Source organism: Pseudomonas sp. GW821-FHT01C01 (genome assembly GCF_059422645.1).
Window position 1 is genome coordinate 99,135 of sequence record NZ_JBWKXF010000004.1, and the last position, 21,704, is coordinate 120,838.

Here is a 21,704-nt window from a genome sequence, read left to right on the forward strand (position 1 = left end):
GGTCCTACGGACACGCAATGCAGCCTCGTACCTCGGCAGCTGCTACGCAAAACACACAACGAATTTTCTGGAGTTAAGTTTCCATGGCCAAGATCGCCCCGCAATTGCCAATCGAAGTCGACAGCGAAACCGGTGTCTGGACCTCCGACGCCCTGCCGATGCTGTATGTACCGCGCCATTTCTTCGTCAACAACCACATGGGCATCGAGGAAGTGCTGGGCGCTGAAGCCTATGCCGAAATCCTCTACAAGGCCGGCTACAAGTCCGCCTGGCACTGGTGCGAAAAAGAAGCCGAATGCCACGGCCTGGAAGGCGTCGCAGTGTTCGAGCACTACATGAAACGCCTGTCGCAGCGCGGCTGGGGCCTGTTCAAGATCCAGGACATCGACCTCGACAAAGGCACCGCCAGCGTCAAGCTTGAACACTCGGCATTCGTCTACGTCTACGGCAAGGTCGGGCGCAAGGTCGACTACATGTTCACCGGTTGGTTTGCCGGTGCGATGGATCAGATTCTCGCCGCTCGCGGCAGCAAGATCCGCACCGTGGCCGAGCAAGTCTACGGTGGCTCCGAAGAGGGCCACGAAGACGGCTTGTTCATCGTTAAGCCGTTGTAAGTCGAGGAACCCGCCATGGCTTTCGAAGCAATGTTCCAGCCAATCCAGATCGGCAAACTGACCATCCGTAACCGCGTGCTCAGCACCGCGCACGCCGAGGTTTATGCGACCGACGGCGGCATGACCACCGACCGGTACGTCAAGTACTACGAAGAGAAAGCCAAGGGCGGGATCGGCCTGGCGATTTGCGGCGGTTCGTCCGTAGTCGCCATCGACAGCCCGCAGGAATGGTGGAGCTCGGTGAACCTGTCCACCGATCGCATCATTCCGCACTTCCAGAATCTGGCCGACGCCATGCACAAGCACGGCGCCAAGATCATGATCCAGATTACCCACATGGGCCGTCGCTCCCGTTGGGACGGCTTCAACTGGCCGACGCTGATGTCGCCGTCCGGCATTCGTGAACCGGTGCACCGCGCCACCTGCAAAACCATCGAGCCGGAAGAAATCTGGCGGGTGATCGGCAACTACGCGCAAGCTGCGCGTCGCGCCAAGGCCGGTGGCCTGGACGGCGTCGAACTGTCGGCCGTGCACCAGCACATGATCGACCAGTTCTGGAGCCCTCGGGTCAACAAGCGTACCGACGAATGGGGCGGCACCTTCGAAGGCCGCATGAAGTTCGGTCTGGAAGTGCTCAAGGCCGTGCGCGCCGAGGTCGGTGACGATTTCTGCGTGGGCATGCGTATCTGCGGTGACGAATTTCACCCCGATGGCCTGTCCCATGAGGACATGAAGCAGATCGCCAAGTATTACGACGACACCGGCATGCTCGATTTCATCGGCGTCGTGGGTTCGGGTTGCGACACCCATAACACCCTGGCCAACGTGATTCCGAACATGAGTTATCCACCGGAGCCGTTCCTGCACCTGGCGGCCGGTATCAAGGAAGTGGTCAAGGTTCCCGTGCTGCACGCGCAGAACATCAAGGACCCGAACCAGGCCACCCGTATTCTGGAAGGCGGTTACGTCGACATGGTCGGCATGACCCGCGCGCACATCGCCGACCCGCACCTGATCGCCAAGATCAAGATGGGCCAGGTCGACCAGATCAAGCAGTGCGTCGGTGCCAACTACTGCATCGACCGTCAGTATCAGGGCCTGGATGTGTTGTGCATCCAGAACGCGGCAACCTCCCGTGAATACATGGGCGTGCCGCACATCATCGAGAAAACCACCGGTAAGAAACGCAAGGTGGTGGTGGTCGGTGCTGGCCCGGCGGGGATGGAAGCCGCTCGTGTGGCCGCCGAGCGTGGTCACGACGTGACCCTGTTCGAGAAGAAGGAATTCATCGGTGGGCAGATCACCACGGCGTCGAAAGCGCCGCAGCGTGACCAGATCGCCGGTATCACCCGCTGGTATCAGCTGGAACTGGCACGGTTGAAAGTCGACCTGCGCCTGGGCACCGCGGCGGATGCGCCGACCATCATGGACCTGCGTCCGGATGTGGTGGTGCTGGCGGTCGGCGGTCATCCGTTCATCGAGCAGAACGAGCATTGGGGTGCGGCTGAAGGTCTGGTGGTCAGCAGCTGGGACATTCTCGATGGCAAGGTAGCGCCGGGCAAGAACGTACTGGTCTACGACACCATTTGCGAATTCACCGGCATGTCGACCGCCGACTTCATTGCCGACAAGGGCAGTCAGGTCGAGATCGTCACCGACGACATCAAACCTGGCGTGGCGATTGGCGGTACGTCGTTCCCGACTTACTACCGCAGCATGTATCCGAAAGAAGTGATCATGACCGGCGACATGATGCTGGAGAAGGTCTACCGCGAAGGCGACAAGCTGGTGGCGGTGCTGGAAAACGAATACACCGGCGCCAAAGAGGAGCGGGTGGTGGACCAGGTGGTCGTTGAAAACGGCGTGCGCCCGGACGAAGAAATCTACTACGCACTGAAGGAAGGCTCGCGTAACAAAGGCCAGATCGACGTCGAAGCCTTGTTCGCGATCAAGCCGCAGCCATGCCTGGAACAGAGCGGCGACGGCTACCTGCTTTTCCGCATCGGCGACTGCGTGGCCCAGCGTAACGTACACGCGGCGATCTACGACGCGCTGCGGTTGTGCAAAGACTTCTAAAGGCTTGCACATGACCCTGTGGGAGCGGGCTTGCTCGCGAATGCATTCTGTCAGTCGCACATGAATTGACTGACCTACCGCTTTCGCGAGCAAGCCCGCTCCCACAGGAACCGAGTAAGGCATCTCGACCTGCAAGATCCTGCGGTCTTTGGGAGCTTCACCATGTTGAACACCCTTCTTCCAATCCTGTTGTTCGCAGCCATCGGCCTTGGTGTCCTGGGCGCGTTGCGGCGGGTGGCCATGTGGCGCCGAGGCCGGGCTTCGAAAGTCGACCTGATCGGTGGCCTGTTCGCCATGCCCAAGCGCTACATGGTCGACTTGCACCACGTAGTGGCGCGGGACAAATACATTGCCAATACCCACGTCGCCACGGCTGGCGGTGCGGTGGCGTCCATCGTGCTGGCGATTCTGGTGCATGGTTTCGGCCTGCATAACCGTTTCCTCGGCTATGCGCTGCTGCTGATGACGGCGGTGATGTTCGTCGGCGCGATCTTTGTTTACCTGCGTCGGCGCAACCCGCCGGCGCGCCTGTCGAAAGGCCCGTGGATGCGCCTGCCGAAAAGCCTGTTGGCGTTCTCGGCTTCGTTCTTCCTGGTGACCCTGCCGGTGGCGGGCATCCTCCCGGAAAACTTCGGTGGCTGGCTGTTGGCGGCGATTCTCGGGGTTGGCGTGTTGTGGGGCGTATCGGAACTGTTCCTCGGCATGACCTGGGGCGGGCCGATGAAGCACGCCTTTGCCGGTGCCTTGCACCTGGCTTGGCACCGTCGCGCCGAGCGCTTTGGCGGCGGCCGTTCCACCGGTTTGAAACCGCTGGACCTCAACGACCCGACCGCGCCGCTGGGTGTGGAAAAACCCAAGGATTTCACCTGGAACCAGTTGCTCGGTTTCGACGCCTGCGTGCAGTGCGGTAAATGCGAAGCCGCGTGCCCGGCGTTCGCCGCCGGCCAGCCGCTGAACCCGAAAAAACTGATTCAGGACATGGTCGTCGGCTTGGCCGGCGGCACCGATGCGAAATTCGCCGGCAGCCCGTATCCGGGTAAGGCGATTGGCGAACACGCGGGTAATCCGCATCAACCGATCGTCAACGGTCTGGTGGACGCCGAGACCCTGTGGTCGTGCACCACCTGCCGCGCCTGTGTCGAGGAATGCCCGATGATGATCGAGCACGTCGATGCCATCGTCGACATGCGCCGTCATCTGACCCTGGAAAAGGGCGCCACGCCGAACAAAGGCGCGGAAGTCCTGGAAAACCTGATCGCCACCGACAACCCGGGCGGCTTCGCGCCGGGCGGGCGGATGAACTGGGCGGCGGACTTGAACCTCAACCTGCTCAGCGAAAAGAAATCCACCGACGTGCTGTTCTGGGTTGGCGACGGCGCCTTCGACATGCGCAACCAGCGCACCCTGCGCGCCTTCGTCAAAGTGCTCAAGGCGGCGAAAATCGACTTCGCCGTGCTCGGTCTCGAAGAGCGCGACAGCGGTGACGTGGCGCGACGCCTGGGCGACGAAGCAACCTTCCAGCTGTTGGCCAAGCGCAACATCCAGACCCTGGCCAAGTACAGCTTCAACCGCATCGTCACCTGCGATCCGCACAGCTTCCACGTGCTGAAAAACGAGTACGGCGCGTTCGATGGCAACTACCTGGTGCAGCACCACAGCACCTACATGGCGGAAATCATCCAGGCCGGCGCGCTGAACCTCGGTCAGCACAAAGGCGACAGCGTGACCTACCACGACCCGTGCTACCTCGGTCGCTACAACGGCGAATACGAGGCACCGCGCGAGGTACTGCGCGCCCTCGGAATCGAAGTGAAAGAGATGCAACGTTCCGGCTTCCGTTCGCGCTGCTGCGGCGGCGGTGGCGGCGCGCCGATCACCGACATTCCGGGCAAGCAACGCATTCCTGACATGCGCATGGAAGACATCCGCGAAACCGGTGCCGAACTGGTGGCCGTGGGTTGTCCACAATGCACGGCGATGCTCGAAGGCGTGGTCGAACCCCGGCCGCTGATCAAGGACATTGCCGAACTGGTGGCTGACGCGTTGCTCGACGACGCCACGCCGGCCAAGACACCCGTCAAGCGCGAACCTGCGGAGGCCCACTGATGAGCGACATTATCCGCCGCGACCCCCGGGCCGAATGGATCGCCCGCAACCGTCTGCATCCGCTGCATGCGGCGATGCAGCCGGCGCAACACAGCTGGATGGGGCCTAACGGCGTCATCCGCAAGAATCCCCATGGCATTGGCTTTATCGGCCCCAACGGCATCAAGCGCATCGACCGCAGTGGCGCTCAGCAGGGCGGGGCAACCAAACGTTCAGCCGCTGTTGAAGTGCTGTTGCCATTGCATCAGGTGGCCGCGCCGGCGTTTTACATCAGCGTGGTGCCGGACATGGTCGGTGGTCGCTTGAGCAGTCACGACCGCGACTTGCTGGGCCTCGCGCATCAACTGGCCGGCAAGGACGGCGCAGTGCTGGCGGTGGTGTTTGGCGAGCACAAGGAAAATACGTTCGCCACGGCGGGCGTCGACCGCCTGCTGGTGCTGGAAGGCGAAGAATTCAACGGTTATGCACCGGAACAACGGGTCCAGGGCCTGCGGGCTGTGGATAACCAGTTCAGCCCGCGTCACTGGTTGCTACCGGACAGCCGCAGTGGCGGTGGTGAACTCGGCCGGCGGTTTGCCGCGGCTCTGGGCGAACGCCCGGCCACGCGGGTCTGGCAAGTCAAGGATCAGGAATGCATCGGCCGCGCGGGTGCTGGCCTGCAAGACCTTGCCCGGCCGCTGGCGCGATTGATTCTGGCGGCTGCCGAGTGCGCCGAACCGGTCAGCGAAACCCGTCATGAAGCGTTGCCGGTGGAGTTATCCACAACCGTGGCACGCAGCCTGTCGCGGATCGAAGATCTGGGCGCGGTGGCAGTCGATCCGGCTGCAATTCCAATGGCCGAGGCCGAGTTCATTTTCTCTGGCGGCAACGGGGTCAAGGACTGGGGACTTTTCCACAGGACCGCCGAAGCCCTCGGTGCGACCGAGGGCGCATCCCGGGTGGCGGTGGACGACGGTTTCATGGCTCGCGACCGTCAGGTTGGCGCGTCCGGTACCTGGGTCACCGCACGGGTCTATGTGGCGGTGGGGATTTCCGGGGCGATCCAGCACCTGCAAGGCATTGGTGCCTGCGACAAGGTGGTGGCGATCAACCTCGACCCTGGCTGCGACATGATCAAGCGCGCGGACCTCTCGGTGATTGGTGAGAGCGCGGAGATTCTTCAAGCCTTGATCGAGGCGGTAGAGGCTTACCGCAACGACGCCAAGCGCGATGCGGCTTAAGGGAAGGAAAGGGTTATGAGCACGAAAATCATCAGCCTGGTGTCCATCGGCGCCCACCCGACGTCCGGTCGGCCGCGTCGCGCGGAACAGGATGCACGGGCGGTGGAACTGGGCCTGCAACTGGCTGGGGATAACCTGCAAGTGCTGCATGCCGGCGACATTGCCGAGCCTGCATTGCGTGCTTACCTGGGCATGGGCCTGGAGCAACTGCATGTGCTGGAACAACCGCAAGGCGCCGATGCGCTACCGGCACTGACCGAGTATCTGCGCGATGCCGGGGCGCAGGTGGTGTTGACCGGCAGCCAGGCGGAAACCGGTGAAGGCTCGGGCATGTTGCCGTTCCTGCTGGCTGAAAGCCTGGGCTGGCCGCTGGTAGTGGGGCTGGCGCAGGTCGAATCCATCGATGGCAATTCGGCGCTGGTATTGCAAGCCTTGCCGCGCGGTCAACGCCGTCGGTTGAAGGTGCGCCTGCCGTTTCTGGCAACGGTGGATAACGCCGCACCCAAGCCACGGCAGAGTGCCTATGGCCCGGCCCGACGCGGCGTGCTGCAAGCGCAGGAGGTTGAAGTCATCGATGATGAACTGCTCGCGGTCGCCAGCCTGCAACCGGCCAAGCCCCGGCCCAAGCGCCTGAAGGTGATCAAGGCCAAGAGCGGTGCCGACCGCATGAAAGCCGCGACGGCCAAGGCCAGTGGCGGCGGTGGACAAGTGCTCAAGGGCGTTACGGCACAAGCGGGGGCTGAAGCGATCCTCAAGTTGCTGATTGAAGAAGGTGTGGTCCGCTGACAAATAGTCACCCTGGATCAAATGTGGGAGCGGGCTTGCTCGCGAAGGGGGTGTGTCAGTCGACATGAATATTGCCTGGCCCGCCGCTTTCGCGAGCAAGCCCGCTCCCACAGAAAGGCTTCATCTCACCGAAATTTATGGGGGAACAATGGCAGTTGAGTTTCGTTCGGCAGAGCGCGCGGATGCGCGTGAGATTGCGCGGTTGTTCCAGATCTCATCCGAGGGCGCTTCAGATTACATCTGGAGCCAGATCGCAGAGCCTAGCCAGGATCTGTTGGATGTCGGCGCCATTCGGTATGCCCGCGACGACGTGGATTTCTCCTACCAGAACTGCCTGATTGCCGAAGCCGATGGCCAGGTCATTGGCATGATGCACAGCTACGTGATGCGTCACGATCCACTGGCGGAGCCGACGACCGACCCGGTACTGGCGCCTTACGCCGACATGGAGGTGCCCGATACCCTGTACATCTCCAGCCTGGCCCTGCATGAAGGCTGGCGCAATCGGGGGTTGGGCGTGCAGTTTCTCGCCCACGCTCAAGAACGTGCCGAGCGGCTGGGGCTCAATGGCCTGAGCCTGATCGACTATGCCGCCAACACTGGCGCCCGGCGCTTTTACGAGCGACACGGATTCGGGATCATCAAAACCTGCCAGGTCACCCCTCATCCAATGATCCGCGTCACCGGTGACGCCTATCTTATGCACAGGCCCTGAGCTTGCTCGAGGGCTCGCCCCGCGCCAGTTATCCACAACGCCACGAACCCTCCTTCCCGTCTCACGCTGACGAGGGCGGTGAGCTACAGTTTTCTATGCGCTGATCCAGGGTGCGGCACGCTTTCGGGAGTTTTCAGACGTTCAGCGCTGACTCATAAAACCCGGTTTTTATGACTGGCTTGAATATGAAGACTTTCGCTCTTCTGGTGCTCTTTGCATTGGCTATGTGGGTATCCACAGGCTTGACGGTTGCCGCCCAGTCAAAAGCGCCCGTGGCAGGGGCTGAGGCTGATCAGGATTTTTATCGGTGGATCAATTCCGAGCAGGGGCGCAGCGCGTCCCTGGCGCAACTGCGGCAACAGTGCGACAAGGTACTGGATGCCAATAAACACCTCAGCTGTTCGGTGACGGTCTTCGCCAGAATGCTCGAAGCCAAAGCCGCCAACCAACTCCCCGAATACTATCTGGCGATCAAGGGCAAACATGCCCGGATGATTGCGGCCAACGCCAATCTGAAGCCTCTGTTCTCCACGTTTGGCAGCGAATCACTGGCTATCCTGGCGGCGACCGGCAGTTTCTCGGTCAGCGGTTCGGCACGGCATGAGGTGCTGCCGCTCCATCCGTATGCCAACGACTTTTACATCGCAAAACAAGTGCAGCCATTTATCGAGGTCGCCGCGGCCAATGGTGTCTCGGCGCGTTTTGTCCTGGACACGGGCGCGCCGCAAACCCGGGTCAACATCGAGACGGCGAAACAGATGGGCATCAGGTTGTTGCCCGATGCTTATTATCGCTACAGCACCTTTTATGGTGAAAAGGGCTTGGCCGCGAGGTTGGGAATTCTCGAGTCGCTGAAAGTCGGCACCCGAAAGTTCAGGAACGTCCTGGTGTTTGTCAGCGACCGGGAGAATCTGTTGGGGCTGGATCTGATCAGCAAGCTGGGGCGCTTGAAGCTAACCAGGAGTGCCCTGGAGCTTAACCCGCTGCCTGCCACGCGCTGTGATGCGCCGATTTTCTATAGCCGCCAGGGTCTGAATCAACGGCTGGTGGTTGCCGCACAACTGGATCGCCGGACAACGCTGGCAATCATCGATAGCGGAAATGTGGACTACCTGACGGCCGCGTCGCCCGGCAGGCAAGTCAGCGTTGTGCAGGCGCTGACACCGGGAAGCTCGACCGTTTACACCGGCGACAACAAGCGCTTTCAAAGCTTCGACGGCGTATTGGCCCTGCAAGGCGGCACCATGGCTGTCACCTACAAATATTACCCGGGCTTCACCATCCCGCCGTCGCTGATAGGCGGGCAATCCGTCCCGTCGGTATTGCTCGGATGGCGCGCCTTCAAAGATTTTGAGTTGAACCTGGACCTGGAGTCAGGTCGGTCATGTCTCAATAAAGTCTGAACAACTCCCGTGTTTACCCACAATCCCTGTTGGTGGTTCTGTGGATAACATGTTCGCCCCTCGCTACATCCCATACAAATCAAGCCCTGCAAGGTGTCGTTCAAAAAACAACCAGCCTTGTTCGTGGTTTTTCCAAGCTTTTTCAAGGGGATAAGTACTGACGTCGACGCAGACTTGCCCCCAATCTCTGTTGGCGCTTCTGTGGATAAGATGTTTGCTATCGGCTGCAGACCTTATAAACAGCGGTATGCAGGCTTCTGATCATAATTTGATCAACGGACGGTTTTACGCTGTCCGGTTCCAGGCTAACGCCGGGTTTCTGCGGGTTTTAGCTGTTTTCCACAGGGACTTTGAAGTTAACCCCAAAGTCTGTTGGCGCTTCTGTGGATAAGGTGTTCGTCATCCTCTGGAAGCTATGCAGTCCGGGCGTTTCAGGCTTTCGATCAAAAAACGACCAACCCTCCAAGGGAAGCATGCTTCTGGATAAGTCACGGTTTTTCTTTGGTTTCTTTGAAAAAAGTTTGCAGCATTTCCACAGTTGTCCCCAATAGCTGTGGGTGGAGATGTGGATAACTTGTTCGCGGAAGGCTGGGAGGCGCGGCTGGCTTAGGTCTGAACGAGATAGATCATATTTCGTACAGTTCTAAGTTGCAGGGTGAAAATGAGGTCGCTTTCGCGAGCAAGCCCGCTCCCACATTTGTCCGTGTCGTTCACAAAAGTTGTGTACGCCACCGATTCATTGTGGGAGCGGGCTTGCTCGCGAAGCTTTTGCTGTTGATTTAACCCTGAACCGGAACGCCCTTGAGGTACGGCGCAGGCTCGGCCCCAAGATTGCTCAGCAGACGCTCGCTGTACCAGTCCACGAAGTTGACCACGCCGAACTCATAGGTCTTGGAGTACGGGCCAGGCTGGTAGGCGGTGGAGTTGATGCCGCGCTGGTTTTCTTCGGCCAGGCGACGGTCCTGGTCGTTGGTGGCGTCCCAGACCTGGCGCATGCGCTCCACGTCGTAGTCCACGCCTTCGACCGCGTCCTTGTGCACGATCCACTTGGTGGTGACCATGGTTTCCTGGGCGCTGATCGGCCACACGGTGAACACAATGATGTGGTCGCCCATGCAGTGGTTCCAGGAGTGCGGCAGGTGCAGGATCCGCATCGAGCCCAGGTCCGGGTTCTTGATGCGACCCATCAGCTTGGCGCAACCCTGTTTGCCGTCCATGGTCATCGATACGGTGCCCTTGAGCAGCGGCATGCGCACGATGCGGTTACGCAGGCCGAAGCTGGCGTGGGCATAAGGGATCTTCTCGGCTTCCCAGGCTGCGGCGGACGCGGCGACGTGGTCCTTGAACGCCTGGTCGGCGCGCGGGTCGGTGACGTCGTCCCATTCCAGCAGGGTTTTCAGCAGTTCCGGGTGCGACGCGTTGCAGTGGTAGCACTCGCGGTTGTTTTCCAGCACCAGTTTCCAGTTGGCCTTTTCCATCAAGGTGGTTTGCACCGCCACCTTGGTGTTTTCCATGTCGTACGGTTCCATGTAATGGTTGAGCGTCGACAGGAAGTCATCGATGGCCGGCGGGTTCTCCGCCAGGCTGATGAAGATGTAGCCGCCGGCGGTCTTCACGTTCACCGGTTTGAGGCCGTACTGATTCATGTCGAAGTCGGCGCCCATTTCGGTGCCGGCGAACAGCAGGCGACCGTCGAGTTCGTAAGTCCACTGGTGGTAGTGGCAAACCAGCTTGGCGACCTTGCCCTTGTCGCTGGTGCACAGGCGCGAGCCACGGTGGCGGCAGACGTTATGGAACGCGTGTACCACGCCCTCGGCGCCGCGGATGACGATGATCGGGTTCTTGCCGATCTGCAGGGTCAGGTAGTTGCCCTTGGTGGGGATCTCACAGGTCATGCCGGCGATCAGCCACTCTTTCTGAAAGATTTCCTGCATGTCGATATCAAACAGGCGCTCGTCAGAGTAAAACGGCTGCGGCAGCGAGAACGTGCGCTCGCGCTCTTGCAGCATCTGGGCGGTGGCCTTGCGTGCGGGTTCCAGCGGATCGCCCAGGCTCAGGGTAGTAGTGACGTCCATCGTTTAATCCTCAAGGCCATTCTGTGTGGCCGGCGAAAGTGGCTAATCAGGTGTGCTGCTCAGGGTTGCTACGCAAGGTGTAAAGAATGTGTCTTGGTATGGGGCGAGTGTGGGGCCGACGCAGGCCAGAACCTTATCCATGGGCGACATGGTGCAATCTGTTCCCGACGCGCAAGCCCCGGTCGTTGGGGGCTGGTCGCGATAAGCATGTCAATGTCGCAGATAGGTAAATGGGTGATTCGCGCTATACGCAGAATCGCCAACATGAAGGCCGACAGTCGGCCGTGGAGATCAGCATGTCCAACAGCTTCCTGAATCCGGTAACCACCCAGACCTGGGCCAATGGCCGACACATCGTCCGTTGCGTCAAAGTCATCCAGGAAACCTGGGATGTGCGCACCTTTTGCTTCATGGCCGACCAGCCGATCATGTTCTTCTTCAAGCCGGGGCAGTTTGTCACCCTGGAGCTGGAAATCGAAGGCCAGCCGATCATGCGTTCGTACACCATCTCCAGCTCGCCGTCGGTGCCGTACAGCTTTTCGGTGACGATCAAGCGGGTGCCGGGCGGCAAGGTCTCGAACTGGCTGCACGACACCTTGCGCGAAGGCTATGAACTGGCGGTGCACGGTCCGGTGGGGCTGTTCAACGCCATTGATTTCCCAAACCCGAAAGTGCTGTACCTCAGCGGCGGCGTGGGGATCACACCGTGCATGTCCATGGCACGCTGGTTCTTCGATACCAACGGCAACGTCGACATGGCATTCATCCACAGCGCCCGCTCGCCCAAGGACATCATTTATCACCGCGAGCTGGAGCATATGGCGGCGCGGATCGAAAACTTCAGCCTGCACCTGATTTGCGAGAAGCACGGTTTCGGTGAGCCATGGGCCGGATATCGCGGTTACCTGAACCACAAGATGCTCGAACTGATGGTTCCGGACTTCCTTGAGCGCGAAGTGTTCTGCTGCGGCCCGACGCCCTACATGAACGCGGTCAAGCGCTTGCTGGAAAACGCCGGCTTTAATATGAAGCGCTACCATGAAGAATCCTTCGGAGCGACTCCGCCCGAGGCCCGCGCCGACGCCGAGGAACATGCCGAACAAGCGGCCGAGGCACCGGAAGTGGACGCGGCGGACCTGCATCAAGTGGAGTTCACCGCCTCCGGCAAGAGCATTCGCGTGGCCCCGGGCGAAACCGTGCATGCGGCGGCGGCCAAGGTTGGCCTGATGATTCCGAAAGCCTGCGGCATGGGCATCTGCGGCACCTGCAAGGTGATGAAGCTGGGCGGCGAAGTGGAGATGGAACACAACGGCGGGATCACCGAGGAAGACGAAGCCGAAGGGTACATCCTGTCGTGCTGCAGCGTGCCAAAGGGCGACGTGCGCATCGAGTACTGATCCACATCGTAGAACCTGTGGGAGCGGGCTTGCTCGCGAAGGCGTCGAATCAGTCAACATTGATGTTGAATGACACACCGTCTTCGCGAGCAAGCCCGCTCCCACAATGGTCGGTGTTTCAATCTACAAACAAGTCAGGCATCAGTGCTGCATCGCTGTCGGGTGCGAACCGATAGTGCTCGAACTCGGTCACCCCGTGTTCTCGCAGTATTTCCTCATCGATCAACAAGCGTCCGGTCAAGCTGCGGTTTGCGCTGCTCAGAATCACATGCGCCGCATCGGCCATGATCGCAGGCGTGCGCGCATGCTTGAATGACTCGCGTGATCCCAACTGAAACTCGATGGCAGCGGTGGCAATCATCGTCTGTGGCCACAGCGAGTTGACACTGATGCCGTAGTTCTTGAATTCCTCGCTCATGCCCAGGGTCAGCATGCTCATGCCGTACTTGGTGACGGTGTACGGGCTGTATTGGGCGAACCATTTGGTGGCCAGGTTCAGCGGTGGGGACAGATTGAGGATGTGGCCGCCGGACTTCTTCAGATAGGGCAGCGCAGCCTGGCTGCACAGCAATACGGCACGGGTGTTGATCTGGTGCATCAGGTCAAAGCGTTTGAGTTCGAGGTGCTGGACCCCGGTCAGCTTGATCGCCCCGGCGTTGTTGATCAGCGCATCGATACTGCCGAAATGCTCGTTGGCCTTGGCCAGCGCCTCATGTACGGCATCCTCTTCACGCACATCCACCTGCAAAGCCAACGCCTTGCCGCCTGCGGCTTCCACTTCTCGGGCCACGCTGAAAATCGTGCCCGGCAGCTTGGGGTGGGGTTCGGCACTTTTGGCGGCGATCACTATGTTGGCCCCATCGCGTGCGGCCCGCAGCGCGATCTCGCGGCCGATGCCGCGGCTGGCGCCGGTGATGAACAGGGTTTTGCCTTGCAATGACATGCTGACGCTCCTGATTGTTGTTATGTGAGCGGGTCGGCTCGACAAACAATGTAGACGAAGTCTTCAGGCGCGAACGATGAGGGGCGATTGGATTGGCTTCTGTGGGAGCGGGCTTGCTCGCGAATACGGTGGGTCAGTTACCGCAGATGCTGAATGTACTACCGCTTTCGCGAGCAAGCCCGCTCCCACAGGGGGGGCGGTGTAAACCAGAGTTTTAGAGGGACATCACTTCACGAATGTCTTTCGCCAACTCACGCACACGCTCTTCCTCGGTATCCCACGAGCACATGAAGCGTGCGCCGCCGTTGCCGATGAAGGTATAGAAACGCCAGCCCCTGGCGGTCAGTGCGGCGATGGCCGGCTCCGACAGTTGCAGGAACACGCCGTTGGCCTGCACCGGGAACATCAGTTCCACGCCCGGAATGTCGCTGACCAGCTCGGCCAGCAATTGCGCGCAACGGTTGGCGTGGCGGGCGTATTTGAGCCAGGCATCGTTTTCCAGGATTCCGACCCACGGTGCCGACAGGAAGCGCATCTTTGAAGCAAGCTGCCCGGCCTGTTTGCAGCGGTAATCGAAGTCTTCGGCCAGTTTGTGATTGAAGAACAGGATCGCCTCGCCCACCGCCATGCCGTTCTTGGTGCCGCCGAAGCACAACACGTCGACGCCGGCCTTCCAGGTCAGGTCAGCCGGGGAACAGCCGAGGAACGCGCAGGCGTTGGAGAAGCGTGCGCCGTCCATGTGCAGGTTCAGGCCGAGTTCCTTGCAGGTGGCGCTGATGGCGCGGATTTCGTCCGGGGTGTAGACGCTGCCGACTTCGGTGGCTTGGGTCAGGGTGACGACGCGGGGTTTCGGGTAATGGATGTCCTGGCGCTTGAGCGCGACCTCGCGGATCGATTCCGGGGTCAACTTGCCGTTTTCAGTGCGGGCGATCAGCAGTTTGGAACCGTTGGAGAAGAATTCCGGGGCGCCGCATTCGTCGGTTTCGACGTGGGCGGTTTCCGAGCAGATCACGCTGTGGTAACTCTGGCACAGCGACGAAAGGGCCAGGGAGTTGGCGGCGGTGCCGTTGAAGGCGAAAAACACTTCGCAGTCGGTTTCAAACAGTTTGCGGAAATCGTCGGAGGCGCGAGCGGTCCACTCGTCGTCACCGTAGGCGCGCTGGTGGCCGTGGTTGGCCTGTTCCATGGCCGCCCAGGCTTCAGGGCAGATGCCGGAATAGTTGTCGCTGGCGAATTGTTGGCTCTTGTCGGTCATGGCCTGTTTCCGTGGTCGAGATGCCTATGGTGAAGCGTCCCGTGGTCAATGAGGATGCGCACTGTACCCAAGATCGTCAGGTGGAGCGCACAGGATGTCGCTGTGGGGAACATACACAGTGGAAGGGCAATTATGCACGTGACATTGCACAAGACCATGCACAAGACCATGCACTTAAAGCAGCGCGACGGGGCACTGGATCTGCTCAAGTGGCTGGCGCTTTTGAGCATGGTGCTCGATCACCTGCGATATGTCGGTTATTCCGCCGATTGGCTGTATGTGCCGGGGCGCCTGGCGTTTCCGTGGTTCTGCCTGGCGATGGCGGCCAATCTGGCGCGCGTGCGGACTACGACGACCGGTGGCCAGTGGCGCTATCTGGGTTGGTTGTTGCTGTTTAGTGCGGTGAGTGAAATTCCCTGCCGAATGTACATTCCCAATCCCGACACCTTGAACGTGCTGCCCACCCTTGCCCTGGGCTTGCTGGTGGTTCGTGGCTGGCAGCAGCCGGTGCTTGCGTCGCGACTGCTGGTGGCGGGGGCGTTGCTGCTGGCGGCGTTTTTCTCCCAGCGATTGATGTTCGGTTTCTTTGGCGTCCTGTTGCCGCTGGCGATGCTGCTGGTAATGCAGCGACCGTGGTATTTCGCACTGTTGGCGGGGTTGGTGTGCCTGGCGGCCAATCAGTGGCAGGTGTTGTATTACGCCGTTCGATTGGGCAATCACGTGGCGATGGCGGCAGTCGCCACTTGTCTGATCGCGCCATGGCTCGGGCTGTTCTTGTTGCGACATGCAAAAGGCGTAAAAGCACCACCGATGCGGCGTTGGGCGTATGCGCTGTATCCCGTGCATTTCCTGCTGTTGCTGGCAGTGCGACAGGCTATCGCCTGACCCTGTGGGAGCGGGCTTGCTCGCGAAGAGGGAGTGTCAGGCGACATCCATGTTGCTGACACACCGCCTTCGCGAGCAAGCCCGCTCCCACAAGGGATCCATGCTGATTTGAGGTTTGTGTCTGGCATGCCATTTCCCGCCATGTCGTAAACGCACCTTTGCGTGGCGTCCATAGGCATTTGACCACTCGAAGCCGGTCATACCATCGCTATCAAAGGGCACTGCCGAAAAACCAGTGCCTCACCGAGACGAATGGCGCACAGCCGCCGCTGGGAGAGACGCGATGTTCAGCAAGCAAGACCAGATCCAGGGTTACGACGATGCACTGCTGGCGGCGATGAATGCCGAGGAGCAACGTCAGGAAGATCACATCGAGCTGATCGCGTCGGAGAACTACACCAGCAAACGCGTGATGGAAGCGCAAGGCAGCGGCCTGACCAACAAGTACGCCGAAGGTTATCCGGGCAAGCGCTACTACGGTGGCTGCGAGCACGTCGACAAGGTTGAAGCCCTGGCCATCGAACGCGCCAAGCAACTGTTCGGCGCCGATTACGCCAACGTCCAGCCGCACTCCGGTTCCTCGGCCAACAGCGCCGTGTACCTGGCCCTGCTGCAAGCCGGCGACACCATCCTCGGCATGAGCCTGGCCCACGGCGGTCACCTGACCCACGGCGCCAAAGTGTCGTCCTCGGGCAAGCTGTACAACGCCGTGCAGTACGGCATCGACACCAAGACCGGCCTGATCGACTACGACGAAGTCGAGCGCCTGGCCGTCGAGTGCAAGCCGAAGATGATCGTCGCCGGTTTCTCGGCCTACTCCAAGACCCTCGACTTCCCGCGCTTCCGCCAGATCGCCGATAAGGTCGGTGCCCTGCTGTTCGTCGACATGGCCCACGTCGCCGGTCTGGTCGCTGCCGGTCTGTACCCGAACCCGCTGCCTTACGCCGATGTGGTCACCACCACCACCCACAAGACCCTGCGCGGTCCGCGTGGCGGCCTGATCCTGGCCAAGGCCAACGAAGAAATCGAGAAGAAACTCAACGCCGCAGTGTTCCCCGGTGCCCAGGGCGGCCCGTTGATGCACGTGATCGCCGGTAAGGCGGTGTGCTTCAAGGAAGCGCTGGAGCCAGGCTTCAAGGCTTACCAGCAACAAGTGATCGACAACGCCCAAGCCATGGCCGGCGTATTTATCAAACGCGGCTACGATGTAGTGTCCGGCGGTACCGACAACCACCTGTTCCTGGTCAGCCTGATCCGTCAGGGCCTGACCGGCAAAGAGGCGGATGCAGCCCTCGGTCGCGCCCACATCACTGTGAACAAGAACGCTGTCCCGAACGATCCACAGTCGCCGTTCGTCACCTCCGGCCTGCGCATCGGCACCCCGGCGGTCACCACGCGCGGCTTCAAGGTGACCCAGTGCGTCACGCTGGCCGGCTGGATCTGCGACATCCTCGACAACCTCGGCGATGCCGATGTCGAGGCCAATGTCGCCGAGCAAGTGGCAGCGCTGTGCGCGGACTTCCCGGTTTATCGCTGAGTGCGGTTTTGGAGTAAATGACTATGCAACGCTACTCGGGCTTCGGCCTCTTCAAACACTCTCTCAGCCATCATGAAAACTGGCAGAAAATGTGGCGCACGCCGACCCCTAAAAAGGTCTACGACGTGGTCATCGTCGGCGGTGGCGGGCATGGTCTCGCCACGGCTTACTACCTGGCCAAGGAACACGGCATCACCAACGTGGCCGTGGTCGAGAAAGGCTGGCTGGGCGGCGGTAACACCGCACGCAACACCACGATCGTGCGTTCCAACTACCTGTGGGACGAGTCGGCGCACCTGTACGAGCACGCGATGAAACTGTGGGAAGGCCTGTCCCAGGACCTGAACTACAACGTGATGTTCTCCCAGCGCGGCGTCTACAACCTGTGCCACACCCTGCAGGACATCCGTGATTCCGAGCGTCGGGTCAGCGCCAACCGCCTCAATGGCGTAGACGGTGAACTGCTCGATGCCAAGCAAGTGGCCGACGAGATCCCGTACCTCGACTGCTCGAAAAACACCCGCTACCCGGTGATGGGCGCGACCGTCCAGCGTCGCGGCGGCGTGGCCCGTCACGATGCCGTGGCCTGGGGCTTTGCCCGTGCCGCCGATGCCCTCGGCGTGGACCTGATCCAGCAGACCGAAGTGATCGGTTTCCGCAAGGAAAACGGCGTGTGCATCGGTGTTGAAACCAACAAAGGCTTCATCGGCGCCAAGCGCGTCGGCGTGGTCACGGCCGGTAACTCCGGGCACATGGCCAAGCTCGCCGGTTTCCGTTTGCCAATCGAATCCCACCCGCTGCAAGCGCTGGTGTCCGAGCCGATCAAACCGATTATCGACAGCGTGATCATGTCCAACGCCGTGCACGGCTACATCAGCCAGTCCGACAAGGGCGACCTGGTGATCGGCGCCGGTATCGACGGCTACAACGGCTACGGCCAGCGTGGTTCGTACCCGGTGATCGAACACACCATCCAGGCCATCGTCGAGATGTTCCCGGTGCTGTCGCGCGTACGCATGAACCGTCAGTGGGGCGGCATCGTCGACACCACGCCGGATGCCTGCCCGATCATTTCGAAAACCCCGGTACCGAACATGTTCTTCAACTGCGGTTGGGGCACCGGCGGCTTCAAGGCTACACCTGGTTCGGGCAACGTGTTTGCCGCGAGCCTGGCCAAGGGTGAAATGCACCCATTGGCCGCACCTTTCTCCATCGACCGTTTCCACAACGGTGCGTTGATCGATGAACACGGCGCTGCTGCGGTTGCCCACTAACAGGAGAAATCCCCATGTTGCATATCTTCTGTCCTCACTGCGGCGAACTGCGCTCCGAAGAGGAATTCCATGCATCCGGCCAGGCGCACATCCCGCGCCCACTGGACCCGAACACCTGTACCGACGAGGAGTGGGGCGACTACATGTTCTTCCGCGACAACCCGCGCGGTCTGCACCACGAGCTGTGGGATCACGTCGCCGGTTGCCGTCAGTACTTCAACGTCACCCGCGACACCGTGACTTACGAGATTCTCGAAACCTACAAGATCGGCACCAAGCCACAATTCACCGACAAGACCGATAGCCCGAAAGCGGCCAGCACGGCTCTGGGAGAGAAGGTATGAGCCAGATCAATCGCCTGTCCAACGGCGGACGGATCGACCGCAACAAAGTCTTGAGCTTCACCTTCAACGGCCAGAACTACAAAGGCTTCGAAGGCGATTCCCTGGCCGCTGCACTGCTGGCCAACGGCGTCGACATCATCGGTCGCAGCTTCAAGTATTCCCGTCCGCGCGGCATCTTCGCCGCCGGTGCCGAAGAGCCGAACGCGGTGCTGCAGATCGGCGCCACCGAAGCCACGCAAATCCCGAACGTGCGCGCCACGCAACAGGCGCTGTATCAAGGCCTGGTCGCCACCAGCACCAACGGCTGGCCGAGCGTGAACAACGACATGATGGGGATTCTCGGCAAGGTCGGCGGCAAGCTGATGCCGCCGGGCTTCTACTACAAAACCTTCATGTACCCGCAATCGTTCTGGATGACTTACGAGAAGTACATCCGCAAGGCTGCCGGTCTTGGCCGCTCGCCGACCGAGAACGATCCGGACACCTACGACTACATGAACCAGCACTGCGACGTGCTGATCGTTGGCGCTGGCCCTGCTGGCCTGGCCGCTGCACTGGCGGCTGCGCGCAGCGGTGCCCGCGTGATCCTCGCCGATGAGCAGGAAGAGTTCGGCGGCAGCCTGCTCGATTCCCGCGAAAGCCTCGACGGCAAACCGGCGATGGAGTGGGTGGCCAGCGTCATCGACGAACTGAAGAACACCCCTGACGTGCTGCTGTTGCCGCGCGCCACCGTCAATGGCTATCACGACCACAACTTCCTGACCATTCACGAGCGCCTGACCGATCACCTCGGCGACCGCGCCCCGATTGGCCAGGTGCGTCAGCGTATTCACCGGGTTCGTGCCAAGCGTGTGGTGCTGGCGACCGGCGCTCACGAGCGTCCACTGGTCTACGGCAACAACGACGTACCGGGCAACATGCTCGCCGGCGCCATTTCGACCTACGTGCGTCGTTACGGCGTGGCACCGGGCAAAAAACTGGTGCTGTCGACTAACAACGACCACGCCTATCGCGTTGCCCTGGATTGGCTCGATGCCAGCCTGCAAGTGGTGGCCATCGCCGACGCCCGCAGCAATCCGCGTGGTGCGCTGGTGGAAGAAGCCCGCGCCAAAGGCATCCGCATCCTCACCGGCAGCGCCGTGATCGAGGCCCGTGGCAGCAAGCGTGTGACCGCTGCCCGTGTGGCCGCCATCGACGTCAAAGCCCACACCGTGACCAGCCCAGGCGAATGGCTTGAATGCGACGTGGTGGCCAGCTCCGGTGGCTACAGCCCGGTGGTTCACCTGGCTTCGCACCTGGGTGGCAAGCCGATCTGGCGCGAAGACATCCTCGGTTTCGTACCGGGCGAAGCACCGCAGAAACGCGTGTGCGTCGGTGGCATCAACGGCGTCTACGGCCTTGGCGATTCCCTGGCCGATGGTTTTGAAGGTGGTGTGCGCGCTGCTGCCGAAGCCGGCTTCCAATCGGTCGAAGGCGTACTGCCGAAAGCCCTGAGCCGTCTCGAAGAGCCGACCCTGGCGCTGTTCCAGGTGCCGCACGAAAAGAACACCGCACGGGCGCCGAAGCAATTCGTCGACCTGCAAAACGACGTCACCGCCGCCGCCATCGAACTGGCGACCCGCGAGGGCTTCGAATCGGTCGAGCACGTCAAGCGCTACACCGCCCTGGGCTTCGGCACCGATCAGGGCAAGCTCGGCAACGTCAACGGCCTGGCCATCGCCGCCCGCTCGCTGAACGTGACCATCCCGCAGATGGGCACCACCATGTTCCGCCCGAACTACACGCCGGTGACTTTCGGCGCCGTGGCCGGTCGTCACTGTGGGCACATCTTCGAGCCGGTGCGTTACACCGCACTGCATCAATGGCACCTGAAAAACGGCGCCGAATTCGAAGACGTCGGCCAGTGGAAACGTCCTTGGTACTTCCCGAAATCCGGTGAAGACCTGCACGCCGCGGTGAAGCGCGAATGCAAAGCCGTGCGCGACAGCGTCGGTCTGCTCGATGCTTCGACCCTGGGCAAGATCGATATCCAGGGCCCGGACGCCCGCGAGTTCCTCAACCGCGTCTACACCAACGCCTGGACCAAGCTCGATGTGGGCAAGGCGCGTTACGGCCTGATGTGCAAAGAAGACGGCATGGTGTTCGACGACGGCGTGACGGCTTGCCTGGCCGACAACCATTTCGTCATGACTACCACCACTGGCGGTGCGGCTCGTGTGCTGCAGTGGCTGGAGCTGTACCACCAGACCGAATGGCCGGACATGAAGGTGTACTTCACCTCCGTGACCGACCACTGGGCGACCATGACTCTGTCCGGGCCGAACAGCCGCAAGCTGCTCAGCGAAGTCACCGACATCGACTTGAGCAGCGAAGCCTTCCCGTTCATGACCTGGAAAGAAGGTCTGGTCGGCGGTGTGCCAGCGCGGGTGTTCCGGATTTCGTTTACCGGTGAACTGTCGTACGAAGTCAACGTGCAAGCCGACTATGCGATGGGCGTGCTGGAAAAAATCGTCGACGCCGGAAAGAAGTACAACCTGACGCCGTACGGCACTGAAACCATGCACGTGCTGCGGGCCGAGAAGGGCTTCATCATCGTCGGTCAGGACACTGACAGCTCGATGACCCCGGACGACCTGAATATGGGCTGGTGTGTCGGTCGCACCAAACCGTTCTCGTGGATCGGCTGGCGTGGCATGAACCGTGAAGACTGTGTGCGTGATCAGCGCAAACAGCTGGTTGGCCTGAAGCCGATCGATCCGACCAAATGGCTGCCGGAAGGTGCGCAACTGGTGTTCAACACCAAGCAAGCCATCCCGATGACCATGGTGGGTCACGTGACTTCCAGTTACTTGCACAACTCCTTGGGCTATTCGTTTGCCATGGGTGTGGTCAAGGGCGGGTTGCAGCGGATGGGCGAGCGAGTGTTCGCACCGCTGGCCGATGGCAGCGTGATCGAGGCGGAAATCGTTTCTTCGGTGTTCTTCGATCCGAAAGGCGAACGCCAGAACGTTTGATGGCTTCAAGACTTGTGAGTGGGCAATGACACCGAGTCGGCCCATTCGCGAGCAAGCCCG

General features: G+C 60.9%; 16 protein-coding genes. 13 read left to right on the forward strand and 3 right to left on the reverse strand.

The window, feature by feature from the left end:
- The first annotated feature begins 83 nt into the window (after positions 1 to 83).
- The 7 genes from AC07XF_RS04185 to AC07XF_RS04215 all read left to right on the forward strand — a co-directional run bounded on the left by AC07XF_RS04185 (position 84) and on the right by AC07XF_RS04215 (position 8,920).
- Positions 84 to 614, forward strand: coding sequence for a DUF5943 domain-containing protein (locus tag AC07XF_RS04185; RefSeq protein ID WP_007975505.1), 531 nt, complete (start codon positions 84 to 86; stop codon positions 612 to 614).
- 15 nt (positions 615 to 629) lie between these two features.
- Positions 630 to 2,690 carry a dimethylglycine demethylation protein DgcA gene (gene dgcA / locus AC07XF_RS04190; protein WP_007994448.1) on the forward strand — a complete coding sequence of 687 codons (2,061 nt, stop codon included), beginning with the start codon at positions 630 to 632 and terminating at the stop codon, positions 2,688 to 2,690.
- Between the two features lie 162 nt (positions 2,691 to 2,852).
- On the forward strand, positions 2,853 to 4,796 hold the full coding sequence (gene dgcB, locus AC07XF_RS04195) for a dimethylglycine demethylation protein DgcB (RefSeq protein WP_495025513.1): 1,944 nt from the start codon (positions 2,853 to 2,855) through the stop codon (positions 4,794 to 4,796).
- Complete coding sequence (gene etfA / locus AC07XF_RS04200; RefSeq protein WP_495025514.1) at positions 4,796 to 6,016, forward strand: electron transfer flavoprotein subunit alpha; 1,221 nt, start codon at positions 4,796 to 4,798, stop codon at positions 6,014 to 6,016. Before dgcB ends, etfA begins: the two co-directional genes overlap by 1 nt.
- 15 nt (positions 6,017 to 6,031) lie before the next feature.
- Positions 6,032 to 6,802 carry an electron transfer flavoprotein subunit beta gene (gene etfB, locus AC07XF_RS04205; protein WP_495025515.1) on the forward strand — a complete coding sequence of 257 codons (771 nt, stop codon included), beginning with the start codon at positions 6,032 to 6,034 and terminating at the stop codon, positions 6,800 to 6,802.
- 148 nt (positions 6,803 to 6,950) lie between these two features.
- On the forward strand, positions 6,951 to 7,517 hold the full coding sequence (locus tag AC07XF_RS04210) for a GNAT family N-acetyltransferase (protein WP_495025516.1): 567 nt from the start codon (positions 6,951 to 6,953) through the stop codon (positions 7,515 to 7,517).
- Positions 7,518 to 7,687: 170 nt separating this feature from the next.
- Complete coding sequence (locus AC07XF_RS04215; protein ID WP_495025517.1) at positions 7,688 to 8,920, forward strand: retropepsin-like aspartic protease; 1,233 nt, start codon at positions 7,688 to 7,690, stop codon at positions 8,918 to 8,920.
- A gap of 779 nt (positions 8,921 to 9,699) precedes the next feature.
- On the opposite strand, the gene gbca is transcribed toward AC07XF_RS04215, so the two are convergent.
- Entirely contained in the window at positions 9,700 to 10,995 is a 1,296-nt protein-coding gene (gbca, locus tag AC07XF_RS04220; protein ID WP_057712996.1) for a glycine betaine monooxygenase oxygenase subunit, read from the reverse strand.
- Between the two features lie 296 nt (positions 10,996 to 11,291).
- Here gbca and gbcB point away from each other — a divergent pair, with 296 nt between their 5' ends.
- The gene (gene gbcB / locus AC07XF_RS04225; RefSeq protein ID WP_495025518.1) at positions 11,292 to 12,392 is read left to right on the forward strand and encodes a glycine betaine monooxygenase reductase subunit; all 1,101 of its coding nucleotides are present in this window, start codon (positions 11,292 to 11,294) and stop codon (positions 12,390 to 12,392) included.
- A gap of 118 nt (positions 12,393 to 12,510) precedes the next feature.
- Here the strand turns inward: gbcB and AC07XF_RS04230 are convergent, their stop codons facing one another.
- Positions 12,511 to 13,335 (reverse strand): SDR family oxidoreductase, encoded by an 825-nt coding sequence (locus tag AC07XF_RS04230; protein ID WP_495025519.1) that lies wholly within the window; start codon positions 13,333 to 13,335, stop codon positions 12,511 to 12,513.
- A 214-nt stretch (positions 13,336 to 13,549) separates the two neighbouring features.
- Positions 13,550 to 14,590: a threonine aldolase family protein gene (locus AC07XF_RS04235; protein WP_495025520.1), complete on the reverse strand. Its 1,041-nt coding sequence runs from the start codon at positions 14,588 to 14,590 to the stop codon at positions 13,550 to 13,552.
- A gap of 168 nt (positions 14,591 to 14,758) precedes the next feature.
- Here AC07XF_RS04235 and AC07XF_RS04240 point away from each other — a divergent pair, with 168 nt between their 5' ends.
- From AC07XF_RS04240 to AC07XF_RS04260, 5 genes are all read left to right on the forward strand, one after another.
- Positions 14,759 to 15,475, forward strand: a complete 717-nt coding sequence (locus AC07XF_RS04240) for a TraX family protein (RefSeq protein ID WP_495025602.1) — start codon at positions 14,759 to 14,761, stop codon at positions 15,473 to 15,475.
- A 283-nt stretch (positions 15,476 to 15,758) separates the two neighbouring features.
- Positions 15,759 to 17,012 (forward strand): serine hydroxymethyltransferase, encoded by a 1,254-nt coding sequence (gene glyA / locus AC07XF_RS04245; protein WP_477777287.1) that lies wholly within the window; start codon positions 15,759 to 15,761, stop codon positions 17,010 to 17,012.
- A gap of 23 nt (positions 17,013 to 17,035) precedes the next feature.
- A complete protein-coding gene (locus AC07XF_RS04250) occupies positions 17,036 to 18,286 on the forward strand; it encodes a sarcosine oxidase subunit beta (protein WP_007947735.1) in 1,251 nt (416 codons plus the stop codon).
- Positions 18,287 to 18,300: 14 nt separating this feature from the next.
- Positions 18,301 to 18,630: a sarcosine oxidase subunit delta gene (locus AC07XF_RS04255; RefSeq protein WP_046039383.1), complete on the forward strand. Its 330-nt coding sequence runs from the start codon at positions 18,301 to 18,303 to the stop codon at positions 18,628 to 18,630.
- A complete protein-coding gene (locus AC07XF_RS04260; protein WP_495025521.1) occupies positions 18,627 to 21,644 on the forward strand; it encodes a sarcosine oxidase subunit alpha in 3,018 nt (1,005 codons plus the stop codon). The genes AC07XF_RS04255 and AC07XF_RS04260 overlap by 4 nt, the downstream gene beginning before the upstream one ends.
- Positions 21,645 to 21,704: the final 60 nt, after the last annotated feature.

Excerpts from the sequence above, each read along its gene's own strand:
- etfA (WP_495025514.1), top strand. The coding sequence starts at position 4,796 with ATGAGCGACATTATCCGCCGCGACCCCCGGGCCGAATGGATCGCCCGC.
- AC07XF_RS04185 (WP_007975505.1), top strand. The coding sequence starts at position 84 with ATGGCCAAGATCGCCCCGCAATTGCCAATCGAAGTCGACAGCGAAACC.
- gbcB (WP_495025518.1), top strand. The coding sequence starts at position 11,292 with ATGTCCAACAGCTTCCTGAATCCGGTAACCACCCAGACCTGGGCCAAT.
- dgcB (WP_495025513.1), top strand. The coding sequence starts at position 2,853 with ATGTTGAACACCCTTCTTCCAATCCTGTTGTTCGCAGCCATCGGCCTT.
- AC07XF_RS04230 (WP_495025519.1), bottom strand. The coding sequence starts at position 13,335 with ATGTCATTGCAAGGCAAAACCCTGTTCATCACCGGCGCCAGCCGCGGC.
- AC07XF_RS04250 (WP_007947735.1), top strand. The coding sequence starts at position 17,036 with ATGCAACGCTACTCGGGCTTCGGCCTCTTCAAACACTCTCTCAGCCAT.
- AC07XF_RS04255 (WP_046039383.1), top strand. The coding sequence starts at position 18,301 with ATGTTGCATATCTTCTGTCCTCACTGCGGCGAACTGCGCTCCGAAGAG.
- AC07XF_RS04235 (WP_495025520.1), bottom strand. The coding sequence starts at position 14,590 with ATGACCGACAAGAGCCAACAATTCGCCAGCGACAACTATTCCGGCATC.
- AC07XF_RS04210 (WP_495025516.1), top strand. The coding sequence starts at position 6,951 with ATGGCAGTTGAGTTTCGTTCGGCAGAGCGCGCGGATGCGCGTGAGATT.
- AC07XF_RS04260 (WP_495025521.1), top strand. The coding sequence starts at position 18,627 with ATGAGCCAGATCAATCGCCTGTCCAACGGCGGACGGATCGACCGCAAC.
- etfB (WP_495025515.1), top strand. The coding sequence starts at position 6,032 with ATGAGCACGAAAATCATCAGCCTGGTGTCCATCGGCGCCCACCCGACG.
- gbca (WP_057712996.1), bottom strand. The coding sequence starts at position 10,995 with ATGGACGTCACTACTACCCTGAGCCTGGGCGATCCGCTGGAACCCGCA.
- AC07XF_RS04215 (WP_495025517.1), top strand. The coding sequence starts at position 7,688 with ATGACTGGCTTGAATATGAAGACTTTCGCTCTTCTGGTGCTCTTTGCA.
- dgcA (WP_007994448.1), top strand. The coding sequence starts at position 630 with ATGGCTTTCGAAGCAATGTTCCAGCCAATCCAGATCGGCAAACTGACC.
- AC07XF_RS04240 (WP_495025602.1), top strand. The coding sequence starts at position 14,759 with ATGCACTTAAAGCAGCGCGACGGGGCACTGGATCTGCTCAAGTGGCTG.
- glyA (WP_477777287.1), top strand. The coding sequence starts at position 15,759 with ATGTTCAGCAAGCAAGACCAGATCCAGGGTTACGACGATGCACTGCTG.